Below are 12,273 nucleotides of genomic sequence, written 5' to 3'. Positions count from 1 at the left end.
AAGCAGGGGCCGATGTTAGCCGCCCGTCACCACCGACACGCCGCCGTCCACCGCCAGCCACTGGCCGGTGATGTGCTTGCCCGCGTCCGACGCGTACAGCACGCACAGACCCTTGAGGTCTTCGTCATCGCCCAGGCGGCCCAGCGGGGCATGCGAGGCGAGCTTTTCCTCGCCCATGGCCTTGAGCGTGCCCACGGTCATCCTGCTGGGGAAAAAGCCCGGGCAGATGGCGTTGACGGTGATGTTGTGGGCGCCCCATTCGCAGCCCAGGGCGCGCGTGAAGTTGATCACCGCACCCTTGGAGGTGTTGTAGGCAATCGTGGTCATCTCGCGCGGGTTGCCGCCCAGGCCGGCAATCGAGGCCACGTTGATGATGCGGCCCGACTTGCGCGGAATCATGCTGTGCTTGGCGATGTGCTGCGACAGGATGAAGTAGCCGCGGATGTTGAGGTTCATCACCTTGTCCCAGGCCTCCACCGGGTGGTCCTCCGCCGGCGCGCCCCAGGCAGCGCCGGCGTTGTTGACCAGGATGTCGACATGGCCGAAACGCTTGATGGTTTCATCGGCCAGGGCGCGGATGTCAGCCTCCTTGGCGCAGTCGGCGGCGATCCAGTCGACATCAATGCCTGCGGCCTTCAGTTCGGCGGCCGACTCCCTCAGGTCCTCGGCCTTGCGTGAACTCAGCATCACCCTGGCGCCGGCCTCGCCCAGCGCCTGGGCCAGTTGCAGGCCCAGGCCGCGCGAGCCGCCGGTGACGAGGGCAGTTTTGCCTTTGAGGTCAAACAATTGCTGGATGGTACGGGTCACGGTTTGTCTCCTGATTTTGAGGTCATTGAATTTCGTAATCCAGCACACTGCGGGTCTCGCGCAAGGCGCCCAGGCCGCGGCTGATGTGCTGGTGATGCGGATGGTTCTGGTAGGCCGCCAGTGCGGCGCTATCCTGAAACACGGAGTAAAGCACAACATCGCAGTTGGCTTCCAGATCGGCTGTCCGGATGGCGACTTCAAAGCCCAGCATGCCCGGCACCAGTTCGCGGCAGCTGTCCAGCTGGGCCTTGAAGTGCGGGGCATCCGCCGCGTCCTTGAGCCGCCACATGACGATGTGTTTGATCATGGACCCGCCTTGATCCTGGAGCGCACGTAGATCAGGAAAAAGCCCACGGCAGCGACGATTCCGCCGCCCACCACCATGGCCCAGCCGGTGTCCTCGTCAAGGCGCTCTACCGACAGGCCGAGTACCAGCGTCAGCAGGCCGCCGTAAATCAGCACCCAGATGAGGGCCTGCAGGCGTGCCACCGTTTTGCTGGAAGCCGTTGTGGCGGATGGTTTGAAAAAAGACATTAGAAAGATTCCTCGGCGAGATCGGCACAGGTCAGATCACGCGTTTCAACCACTTTGAGCCAGGCGTCTATTTTGGGCAATTCGTAATGATAAAAATAACGTGCAGCCCCCAGTTTCCCTGCGGTAGCGGCTATCGATTTTGTAGCGTCAGCCTGCAGCGCCGCCAGCGCCACATCGAGCCAGATCCAGGCCAGCACGGTATGGCCGAACGCCTGCATATAGGGTACCGCATTGGCCAGCGCCTCGCCGGGCTGGCCGGTGGCCCAGGCGGCCTTGGTGGCGCTGCCCACATGCTGCAGGGCCTTGCCCAGCGCGTTGGCATGGGCCGCCAGCTCGGGCACCTGGCTGGCGCGATCAATCGTGGCGTTGATGCGTGCCGCCAGCAGCTCAAGCCCCCTGCCCCCTTCCATCAGCACCTTGCGGCCCAGCAGGTCCATGGCCTGTATGCCGTGCGTGCCTTCGTGAATCATGTTCAGGCGGTTGTCGCGCCAGTACTGCTCCACCGGGAAGTCGCGGGTGTAGCCGTAGCCGCCATGCACCTGGATCGCCAGCGAGTTGGCCTCCAGGCACCATTCGCTGGGCCAGCTCTTGGCAATCGGCGTCAGCACTTCGAGCAGCAGGCGCGCCTCGTCGGCGGCGGCGGCTTCGCCGGTGTGGTGTTCGTCGACCAGGCGGGCGCAATACAGTTCGAGCGCCAGCGCGCCTTCGCAGTACGACTTTTGCGCCAGCAGCATGCGCTTGACGTCGGCGTGCTCGATGATGCGGCTTTGCGGCGCGGAGGCGTCTTTGCCGGCGCCGGTGATGGGCCGGCCCTGCGGCCGGTTCTTCGCATAGTCCAGGCTGGCGTAATACCCCGCCATGCCCAGCATGGTGGCCGCCGTGCCCACGCCAATGCGCGCCTCGTTCATCATGTGGAACATGCAGCGCAGGCCTTCGTGCGGCTTGCCGACCAGGTAACCCACAGCGCCGGCCTCGCCGTTTACCGGGTACTTGCCTTCCCCGAAGTTCAGCAAGGTATTGGTGGTGCCGCGCCAGCCCAGCTTGTGGTTCAGGCCCGCCAGCGCCACATCGTTGCGAACGCCGGTGAGCCGGCCTTCCGTGTCCACCATTTTCTTGGGCACGATGAACAGCGAAATGCCGCGCGTGCCCGGAATCAGCTTGCCATCGGGACCGGGTATCTTGGCCAGCACCAGGTGGATGATGTTGTCGGTCAGCTCGTGCTCGCCGGCCGAAATCCACATCTTGTTGCCCTTGAGGCGGTAGCGCGGGCCCAGCGGGTCGGCCTCAAAATCGGCACCGTCGGGCACGGCCCGGGTCACCACATCGCTGAGCGAGGAGCCGGCCTGCGGCTCCGAAAGGCACATGGTGCCCGAAAAGCGGCCGGAAAATTCGTTCTTGGCGAAGACGTCTTTTTGTGCCTCGGTGCCGTGCACCATGAGCAAGTTGGCATTGCCGACCGTCAGCAGGCCCGACCCCATGCTGACCGACGCCATCGCAAAAAAGGCGTTGGCTGCGGCTTCCACGGTGTAAGGCAGCTGCATGCCGCCGACTTCGTAGTCCTGCGCGGCGCTGAGCATGCCGGATGCCGCATAGGCTTTTTGCGCATCGTGCGTGGCCTGCGGCAGGATGACTTTTTCGCCATCGAAATGCGGCTCCTGCGTGTCGACGGTCCGGTTGAAAGGCGCGTATTTTTCACGGGCGATGCGCTCGCAGGTGTCCAGCACAGCGTCAAACGTTTCCCGCGAATGGTCGGCAAAGCGCGCACGCTGGTTCAGCGATTCGGCGCCCAGCCACTGGTAAAGCAGAAAATCGAGGGTGGGCCTGAGGCTCATGACGTCTTCCCCGGCGCTGGCGCATGCGGCTCGTCGCCCATCGGAACACTGAAAGGCGTCAAGGCAGGAAACGCCTGCCCTTTCTGAAGGAGCAGGGTTTCGTTCATGGCGCTGGCAATCCTTTTTAAAGGACTTCGAAAATACCCGCAGCGCCCATGCCGCCGCCAATGCACATGGTCACGCAGACGCGCTTGGCGCCGCGGCGCTTGCCTTCAATCAGGGCGTGGCCCGTCAGGCGCTGGCCGGTCACGCCATAGGGATGGCCCACCGCAATCGCGCCGCCGTTGACATTGAGCTTGTCCATCGGGATGCCCAGCTTGTCGGCGCAGTACAGCACCTGCACTGCAAAGGCTTCGTTCAGTTCCCACAAGTCGATGTCGCCGATCTTCAGGCCCAGTTTGGCCAGCACCTTGGGGATGGCGAAGACTGGGCCAATGCCCATTTCATCGGGCTCGCAGCCGGCCACCGCAAAGCCGAGGAAACGGCCCAGGGGCTTGAGGCCCTTGCGTTCGGCGGTCTTTTCGTCCATGACCACCACGGCGCCGCCGCCGTCGGAGAACTGGCTGGCATTGCCGGCCGCGATCACGCCACCCGGAATGGCGGGCTTGATGCCGCTGATGCCTTCCTTGGTCGTGCCTTCGCGAATGCCTTCATCCTTGCTCACGGTGACCTTCTTCGTGATCAGGCCCATCACCGGGTCGACCACGCCGGCCGTCACGGTGATCGGTGCGATCTCGGCCTCAAACCGGCCGGCGGCCAGCGCGGCCGTGGCCTTTTGCTGGCTGAGCGCGCCGTATTCGTCCATGCGGTCGCGCGAGATGTTGTAGCGCTTGGCCACCTGCTCGGCCGTTTGCAGCATGTTCCAGTAAATCTCGGGCTTGTTTTGGGCCAGCCAGTTCTCCTGCAGCATGTGGGTGTTCATCTCCTGCTGCACGCAGGAAATGCTTTCCACGCCGCCGGCCACGTAGATGTCGGCCTCGCCGGCAATCACGCGCTGGGCCGCCAGGGCGATGGTCTGCAGGCCGGAGGAGCAAAAACGGTTGACGGTCATGCCCGACACGGTGACCGGGCAGCCGGCGCGCAGCGCGATCTGGCGTGCGATGTTGGCGCCGGTGGCGCCTTCCGGTGTAGCGCAGCCCATGATCACGTCATCGACTTCGGCGGCTTCAATGCCGGCGCGCTTCAGGGCGTGCTCGACGGCATGGCCCCCCAGGGTGGCGCCGTGCGTCATGTTGAAGGAACCCTTCCAGCTTTTGGCCAGGGGGGTGCGGGCGGTGGAAACAATTACAGCTGAGGACATGGAAATCTCCGGAATCAGTAACGATCAGTGACGTTTAAGTGGACAGGTTGAAGGTTTTTCCTTCGGCGGCGAGCCTGGCCAGCAGCGGCGCGGGCTTCCAGAAGCTGGCGTCGTCCAGCGGATTCTGTGCAAAGCGGTTCATGCTCTGCACCACGTTGAAGAGGCCGACCTGGTCGGCGTACAGCATGGGGCCGCCACGGTGGATGGGAAAGCCGTAGCCCGTCAGGTAAACCATGTCGATGTCGCTGGCCTTGGAGGCAATGCCTTCTTCCAGAATATGCGCGGCTTCATTGACCAGCGAATACACCAGGCGCTGGACGATTTCTTCGTCGGAAATCTTGCGCGGCGCCACCCCGATGTCCTTGCGGTGTTTTTCAATCATGTCCACCACCACCTGGGAAGGGATGGCGTCGCGCTTGCCCGGCACATAGTCGTACCAGCCCGCGCCGGTTTTCTGGCCAAAGCGGCCCATTTCACAGAGCAGGTCAGCCGTCTTGCTGTATTTCATGCCCGGTTTTTCCTGGTAGCGGCGCTTGCGGATGGCCCAGCCAATGTCGTTGCCGGCCAGGTCGCCCATGCGGAACGGGCCCATGGCAAAGCCGAACTTCTCGACGGCCTTGTCGACCTGCTCAGGCGTGGCGCCCTCTTCCAGCAGGAAACCGGCCTGGCGGCTGTACTGCTCGATCATGCGGTTGCCGATGAAGCCGTCGCACACGCCAGACACCACGGAGGTCTTGCGGATCTTTTTGCCGAGCGCCATCACGGTGGCCAGCACATCCTTGGCGGTTTTCTCGGCGCGCACCACTTCCAGCAGCTTCATGACGTTGGCCGGGCTGAAGAAGTGGGTGCCGATCACGTCCTGCGGGCGCTGGGTGAAGCCGGCGATCTTGTTCATGTCCAGCGTGGAGGTGTTGGAGGCCAGGATGGCACCGGGCTTCATGACGCGGTCCAGTTCCTTGAAAACCTTTTCCTTGACGCCCATTTCCTCGAACACGGCCTCTATCACCATGTCGGCGTCTTTCAGGTCGTCGTAGCTCAGCGTGGTGCTGAGCAGGCTCATGCGCTGCTCGTACTTGTCCTGTTTCAGCTTACCCTTCTTGACCTGCGCCTCGTAGTTTTTACGGATGGTGGCAATGCCGCGGTCCAGCGCTTCCTGCTTCATCTCCAGCATCTTGACCGGGATGCCGGCGTTGAGGAAGTTCATGGAGATGCCGCCGCCCATGGTGCCTGCGCCAATCACGGCGATAGACTTGATCTCGCGTTTTGGCGTGTCTTCAGGCACATCGGGAATCTTGGAGGCGGCGCGTTCGGCCATGAAAATATGGCGCAGCGCGCGGCTTTCAGGCGTCCACATCAGGTTGATGAAGATCTCGCGTTCAAACAGCAAGCCATCTTCAAATTTGCGCTTGGTCGCGGCTTCGACGGCATCCACGCATTTGAGCGGTGCCGGGAAGTCTTTGGACATGCCCTTGACCATGTTGCGGGCAAACTGGAAGTAGGCATCGCCGTTGGGATGTTTGCAAGGCAGGTCGCGCACCAGCGGCAAGGGACGCGTGTCGGCAATCGACTGGGCAAAGGCCAGCGCCTCTTCGGCCAGCGATTCGGGCGACTGGGCCATTTTGTCGAACAGCTTCTGGCCGGGAATCTGGGCCAGCAGCTCGCTCTTGACGGGCTCGCCGCTCACGATCATGTTCAGGGCCGGCTCGACACCGAGCACGCGCGGCAGACGCTGGGTACCGCCCGCGCCAGGCAGCAGGCCCAGCTTGACCTCGGGCAGCGCCACACTGCAGCCGGGCGCCGCAATGCGGTAGTGGCAACCCAGTGCCAGCTCCAGCCCGCCGCCCATGCAGACCGAGTGAATGGCGGCCACCACGGGTTTGGATGAGTTTTCAATCGCCAGGATGACGCTATGCAGGTTGGGCTCGGACAGCGCCTTGGGCGTGCCAAATTCCTTGATGTCGGCGCCGCCTGAAAAAGCCTTGCCGGCGCCGGTGATCACGATGGATTTGACCGTAGCGTCGGCATTGGCCTTTTGCAGGTTGTCGGTGATGCTTGAACGGGTGGCATGGCCGAGGCCATTGACGGGCGGGTTGCTCAGGGTGATGAGCGCCACCGTGCCGTGAACTTCGTAGAGGGTAGTCATTGAGGTGTCTCTTTCCTTGAATTGAATTTCAGTTTTTGACGTTTCAGTTGCCTCGGCCCCGGGTGCACGGGCTTGCCGTTACCGGATAAATAGTACGACCGTTCTTTTCTCATTGTAGGGGGGCGTCGCGCCAGCACAAGTGCCTCGCGGCCCCGATTCGCCCATACTTGTCCCAGCGGTGACAAGCCTCGGCGCCTTTTACACTTCGAGCCACTCTTTCCGCGTGTAGGCGTCGGCCCGCAGGCTGTCGGGCGTGCCGTCAAACACAATGCTGCCGTGCCCCATCACCAGCGCCCGGTCGGAAATGGCCATCGCAATGGTCAGTTTCTGCTCAATCAGCAGCACCGAGATGCCCCTGGCTTTGAGTGTCTGCAGGTATTGCCCCACCAGTTCCACGATCTTGGGGGCCAGGCCTTCGGTGGGTTCGTCAATGATGATGAGGTCCGGGTCGCCCATGAGGGTGCGGCACAAGGTAAGCATCTGCTGCTCACCACCCGATAACACCCCGGCTTCGGTGTGCTGGCGCTCCAGCAGCCGGGGAAACATGTTGTACATGTCCTTGAAGGACCAGCGTGAACCTTTGCCCGAGCCCTTCTGGCCGAGCAGCAGGTTCTGATGCACGGTCAGCTTGGGGAAAATATCGCGGTTCTCGGGCACGTAGCCAAGCCCCAAGTGGGCGATCTGGTAGGCCTTCTTGCCCACGACCTCCGTATCTTTCCAGCTGATGGAACCCTGGCAATCGACCAGGCCCATGATGGCCTTGGCGGTGGTGGAGCGACCCGAACCGTTGCGGCCCAGCAAGGCCACAATTTGGCCCGCGTGCACATCAAACGAGACGCCATGCAGCACGTGGCTCTTGCCGTAGAAGGCGTGGAGGTTTTTCACCTGAAGCATATTCAGTGCCCTCCTGCCTGCTGGTCCGCAACAGACGACCCCAAGTAAGCCTCCTGAACCCGCTGGTCCGCGCGCACGGCTTCGGGGCTGTCGTAAGCAATGATTTCGCCGTAAACCACCACCGCGATCTTGTCGGCCAGGCCGAACACCACGCCCATGTCATGTTCTACGGTCAGCAAGGTCTTGCCCACGGTGACTTCCTTGATCAGGCTGATGAAACGGCTGGTTTCCGAGCGGCTCATGCCGGCCGTGGGTTCGTCCAGCAGGATCACGCTGGCGCCACCGGCAATGGTGATGCCGATCTCCAGGGCGCGCTGCTCCGCATAGGTCAGGTTGATCGCAAGCACGTCGCGCTTTTTGTCGAGCTTGATCATGGCCATCAACGCTTCAGCCCGCGCGTTGGCGTCATCGAGGTCGGCCAGAAACCTGAAGAAGGTGTACTTGTAGCCCAGGCTCCAGAGCACCCCGCAGCGCAGGTTTTCAAACACGCTGAGCTTGGGAAAGATGTTGGTGATCTGGAAGCTGCGCGACAAACCCAGCCGGTTGATTTCAAACGGCTTTTTGCCGTTGATGCGCTGGCCATTGAGCAGCACGTCGCCGCTGCTGGGCTCAAAGCGGCCGCTGATCAGGTTGAACAGCGTGGACTTGCCGGCGCCGTTCGGTCCAATGATGGCCACGCGCTCCCCGGCGCGCACGGCCAGGTTGGCGCCGCGAATGATCTCGGTCTTGCCAAAGCTTTTCCGGATATCCTTGAGTTCAAGTGAGTATTTAGCCCCCACGCTTGTCACTTCGTGTACTACGCTGCCCCCCGAGGGGGCGTTCGCTGGCTCGGGGCGGCCCATCGCTGCGCTCAAGTTCATAGCAGCTCCCTACGCTTGATTTCCGTTTCAATTTCACCCTGCACCGCGCTCCATTGCGCCAAAAATTGCCGGCGCGTGAGCTCAAACAGGCCCAGCCCGGTGAGCAATACCAGGCCGGCGCCAAACCAGCTGTTAAAGTTCAGGGCATTGAGCCTGACGCCCATGAAACCCAGCTCGGGGCCCAGCGCCGCATTGAGTTGCAGGTGGTACACCATCTCCACCATGGCGGCGGCACCGCTCAAGGCCACCAGCGCGGTGGCCGCCAGGGCCAGATAGCCCACCCACAGGGCCTTCAACTTGCCAAAGGAGGCCACGCGCAGATTCATCATGATCAGGCTGGCAATGCCGCCAGGCGCATACATCACCATGAACAGGAAGATCAGGCCGACGTACAGCAGCCAGGCCATGGTCAGTTCCGACAGCAGTATCAAGGCCAGAACCAGCAGACCGGCGCCGATGATGGGGCCAAAGAAGAAGGTCGCTCCGCCCAGAAAGGTGAACAGCAGCAAACTGCCGGAGCGCACGCCGCTGACGACTTCGGCCGTGACGATTTCGGAGTTGATGGCCGCCAGGCCACCGCCGATACCGGCAAAAAAGCCGGCAATGATGAAGGCGTAGTAGCGCACGCGCTGGGTGTTGTAGCCAATGAATTCCACCCGCTCCGGGTTGTCGCGCACGGCGTTCAAAATGCGGCCCAGGGGGGTACGGGTAAAGGCAAACATGGCTGCGGTGCAGATGAAGCAATAGGCGGCAATCAGGTAGTACACCTGAATCTGCGGCCCGAAGTTGATGCCCCAGACCGGCTTGCCGTAGGCCCGATTGGTGGTGATGCCGCCCTCGCCGCCAAAAAACTCCGGGAACATGAGCGACATGGCAAATACCAGCTCGCCCACGCCCAGGGTAATCATGCCGAAGGTCGTGCCGGCCTTCTTGGTGGTGACATAGCCCAGCAGGACAGCAAAAAAAAGTCCCGCCAGGCCGCCAACCAGGGGAATCAGCGGCAAGGGAATATAAAACGCGCCCTTAGCGGCCAGGTTCATGGCATGAACGGCCAGGAAGGAGCCCAGCCCGGCGTAAACCGCATGGCCAAAACTCAGCATGCCGCCCTGCCCCAGCAGGATGTTGTAGCTCAGGCAAATGATGACAAGGTAGCCGGCCTGCGACAGCATGGTGAGCGCCAGGCTGCTCTTGAACAGCAGCGGTGCCACGATGAGCAGCAGCGCGTAGAGCGACCAGACCAGCCAGCGGCCGATGTTATAGGGTTTGAATTCGTAAAACTGCTTCGTCATGGTCTGGCCTTAACCTTCCCGCGTGCCAAGAAGGCCCTTGGGCCGGAAGATCAGGATCAGCACCAGGAACAGGAAAGGCAAAATGGGCGCCACCTGCGAAATGGTGAGTTTGAACAAGGGATAGCCGAAGGTCTCGGGTGTCACGGCATAGCTGAAGTGGCCCAGCAGGGTGATCAGCGACTGGTCCATGGCCACGGCAAAGGTCTGGATCAGGCCTATCAGCAGCGACGCCAGAAAGGCGCCGCTGAGCGAGCCCATGCCGCCCACCACCACGACCACAAAAATAATGGCGCCGACCGAACCGGCCATGGCGGGCTCGGTCACAAAGGTATTGCCGCCAATCACGCCGGCCAGGCCCGCCAGCGCCGCGCCGCCCCCAAACACCAGCATGAATACCCGGGGCACGTTGTGGCCCAGCGATTCAACTGCTTCCGGGTGCGTCAGCGCGGCCTGAATCACCAGCCCTATGCGCGTGCGCGTCAACAGCAGCCAGATGCTGACCAGCATGACGACGGAAATCAGCATGATGAAGGCTCGAGACCTGGGGAAATTGGTGCCGAACACCGTGAACAGCGGTCCCTGAAGGCCGCTGGGCAGCACGTAGTTCACGGCCGAGCGGCCCCACACCAGTTGCACCAGTTCCAGCAGCAGGTAAGACAGGCCAAACGTGATCAGCAGCTCCGGTACATGGCCAAACTTGTGCACCCTGCGCAGGCAAAAGCGCTCGAAGGCCGCGCCCAGGGCAAACACCAGCAAGGGGGCGACCAGCAACGACCACCAGAAGCCGATGACCTGCGAGGTGCTGTAGGCGATGTAGGCCCCGACCATGTAGAACGACGCATGGGCGAAATTGAGCACGCCCATCATGCTGAAGATCAGCGTCAGCCCGGAGCTGAGCATGAACAGCAGCAGCCCGTAGCTGAGGCCGTTCAGCATCGAAATGGTGAAGAATTCCAAATTCATCAATAACCGCCTGAAGCTGGAAAGGAAAAGGTCAAGAAAAAGGCCCGAGAGCTGATCGGGCCTTGCGCCTGTTGTACGCCGCCTGTCAGTACATCAGGACGGACGCTTCATCTGGCACGAGGTCGGCGTGCTGGCCACATAGGGCTCATAGTATTTGACCGGGACAAAGGTATAGCCGGTATTTTCCGAGTCGTAGGAATACTTGCCGCCGGCTTTTTCCCATTTGTCGATGTAAAGCCCCTGCTGCAGCTGGTGGTCGGTCTTGCGCATTTCGACGTCGCCGTTAAAGCTCTTGAAGCGCAGGCCTTCCATGGCCTTGGCGACCGCGGCGGGCTCGGTCGTTTTGGCCTGCGCCATGGCTTCGGTCAGGATGGTGAAGGCATGGTAGATCGCGCCGGTATAGAAATCGTCGTTGAATTTCTTCTTGTAATCGGCCTGAAGCTGCTGGATCTCGCCGCCCAGGTTGAGATGGTTGTAGGCCACCATGTAAACGCGCCCGGCAGAGGCTGCGCCCAATGCGGTAGGCGTTCCAGTGACACCGCCGTAGTAGGTGTAGAACTTCACGTTGTTCAGGCCCGCCTCGTTCGCGGCCTTGATCAGCAGCGTCAGGTCGGACCCCCAGTTGCCCGTGATGACCGAGTCTGCGCCAGACTGCTTGATCTTGGCGACATAGGGCGCGAAATCACGCACCTGGGCCAGCGGATGCAGGTCGTCCCCCACGATCTGGATGTCGGGACGCTTGGCCGCCAGGTTCAGTTTGGCAAACTTTGAAACCTGCTGCCCGTGCGAGTAGTTCTGGTTGATCAGGTAGACCTTTTTGATCTCGGGCTGGTCTTTCATGAAGGCGGTGAGCGCTTCCATTTTCATGGAGGTGTCGGCGTCCAGGCGGAAATGCCAGTAGTCGCATTTGCTGTTGGTGAGATCCGGGTCGACAGCGGCGTAATTGAGGTAGACGACTTCCTTGCCGGGGTTGCGCTCGTTGTACTTGGACAGCGCGTCGATGATGGCCAGCGCCGGACCGGAGCCATTGCCCTGCACCACGTAGCGCGCGCCCTGGTCAATCGCGGATTTGAGCGCATTGGTCGTCTCTTGCGGACTCAGCTTGTTGTCGATGCCGATGATCTCGAACTTCACACCCGCCTTGTTCTTCTGGCTGAAACGCTCGGCCAGAAACTGAAAGCTCTTGAGCTGGTTCGTGCCGACCGCCGCCATCAGGCCCGACAAAGGGTCCAGCCAGGCAATTTTCACCGTCTGGTTCAGGTTGACAGCGCCACCCGGCGCCGGGGCGGCGGCCTTGGCGGGCGCTGCGGCCGCCGCTTTGGCAGGCGCCTGGGCCAGCGTCATGCCGGTGGACAGCAGGGCCGAGGCGGCCACCGCCACACCGAAATACCGGCGGTAAAAATAGGTCTGGGTGGTCATCCCTTGTCTCCTGAAGATTTATGGAATTGCGAGCGAAATGAGCAGCGGACCGGCAAAGGTTAGGTTAAAAAATGTTGCACTGCGTCAGGGAATGCCCTACTGATGTCACGGACGTGACCGGAACTGGAGCCCCCACGTTCGCTCACTGCGTGTAGCTCTCTGCCCCCCCGAGGGGCGCTGCGCCTGCGGCCCGGCAAGGCCGGTTCCGCGGCCCCTGCTTGGTTGAATCCGG

The 12,273-nt window shown here is 61.9% G+C and carries 11 protein-coding genes; all 11 read right to left on the bottom strand.

What is annotated here, in order from left to right; all coding sequences use genetic code 11:
* Window positions 1–15 precede the first annotated feature (15 nt).
* The 11 genes from PJE01S_RS08750 to PJE01S_RS08700 all read right to left on the bottom strand — a co-directional run bounded on the left by PJE01S_RS08750 (window position 16) and on the right by PJE01S_RS08700 (window position 11,966).
* The gene (locus PJE01S_RS08750; protein ID WP_068832829.1) at window positions 16–807 is read right to left on the bottom strand and encodes an SDR family oxidoreductase; all 792 of its coding nucleotides are present in this window, start codon (window positions 805–807) and stop codon (window positions 16–18) included.
* A 22-nt stretch (window positions 808–829) separates the two neighbouring features.
* Complete coding sequence (locus PJE01S_RS08745) at window positions 830–1,114, bottom strand: Dabb family protein (RefSeq protein ID WP_068832827.1); 285 nt, start codon at window positions 1,112–1,114, stop codon at window positions 830–832.
* Window positions 1,111–1,341, bottom strand: coding sequence for a hypothetical protein (locus PJE01S_RS08740; protein ID WP_068832825.1), 231 nt, complete (start codon window positions 1,339–1,341; stop codon window positions 1,111–1,113). The genes PJE01S_RS08745 and PJE01S_RS08740 overlap by 4 nt, the downstream gene beginning before the upstream one ends.
* Entirely contained in the window at window positions 1,341–3,173 is a 1,833-nt protein-coding gene (locus PJE01S_RS08735) for an acyl-CoA dehydrogenase (RefSeq protein ID WP_068832823.1), read from the bottom strand. Before PJE01S_RS08735 ends, PJE01S_RS08740 begins: the two co-directional genes overlap by 1 nt.
* A 124-nt stretch (window positions 3,174–3,297) precedes the next feature.
* The gene (locus tag PJE01S_RS08730) at window positions 3,298–4,473 is read right to left on the bottom strand and encodes an acetyl-CoA C-acyltransferase (protein WP_068832821.1); all 1,176 of its coding nucleotides are present in this window, start codon (window positions 4,471–4,473) and stop codon (window positions 3,298–3,300) included.
* A 34-nt stretch (window positions 4,474–4,507) separates the two neighbouring features.
* Window positions 4,508–6,616 carry a 3-hydroxyacyl-CoA dehydrogenase NAD-binding domain-containing protein gene (locus PJE01S_RS08725; protein WP_068832818.1) on the bottom strand — a complete coding sequence of 703 codons (2,109 nt, stop codon included), beginning with the start codon at window positions 6,614–6,616 and terminating at the stop codon, window positions 4,508–4,510.
* A gap of 198 nt (window positions 6,617–6,814) precedes the next feature.
* Window positions 6,815–7,510 (bottom strand): ABC transporter ATP-binding protein, encoded by a 696-nt coding sequence (locus PJE01S_RS08720; RefSeq protein WP_068832816.1) that lies wholly within the window; start codon window positions 7,508–7,510, stop codon window positions 6,815–6,817.
* A gap of 2 nt (window positions 7,511–7,512) precedes the next feature.
* A complete protein-coding gene (locus tag PJE01S_RS08715) occupies window positions 7,513–8,370 on the bottom strand; it encodes an ABC transporter ATP-binding protein (RefSeq protein WP_377372361.1) in 858 nt (285 codons plus the stop codon).
* Window positions 8,367–9,659, bottom strand: coding sequence for a branched-chain amino acid ABC transporter permease (locus PJE01S_RS08710; protein ID WP_068832814.1), 1,293 nt, complete (start codon window positions 9,657–9,659; stop codon window positions 8,367–8,369). Before PJE01S_RS08710 ends, PJE01S_RS08715 begins: the two co-directional genes overlap by 4 nt.
* 9 nt (window positions 9,660–9,668) lie before the next feature.
* Window positions 9,669–10,622: a branched-chain amino acid ABC transporter permease gene (locus tag PJE01S_RS08705; RefSeq protein WP_068832812.1), complete on the bottom strand. Its 954-nt coding sequence runs from the start codon at window positions 10,620–10,622 to the stop codon at window positions 9,669–9,671.
* A gap of 93 nt (window positions 10,623–10,715) precedes the next feature.
* The gene (locus tag PJE01S_RS08700) at window positions 10,716–11,966 is read right to left on the bottom strand and encodes a branched-chain amino acid ABC transporter substrate-binding protein (protein WP_068832962.1); all 1,251 of its coding nucleotides are present in this window, start codon (window positions 11,964–11,966) and stop codon (window positions 10,716–10,718) included.
* Between the last annotated feature and the right edge of the window lie 307 nt (window positions 11,967–12,273).

This window comes from Polaromonas jejuensis NBRC 106434 (assembly GCF_001598235.1).
In the GTDB taxonomy this organism is placed as follows: Bacteria; Pseudomonadota; Gammaproteobacteria; order Burkholderiales; family Burkholderiaceae_C; genus Polaromonas; species Polaromonas jejuensis.
This window is presented reverse-complemented; position numbering and strand designations above follow the sequence as displayed.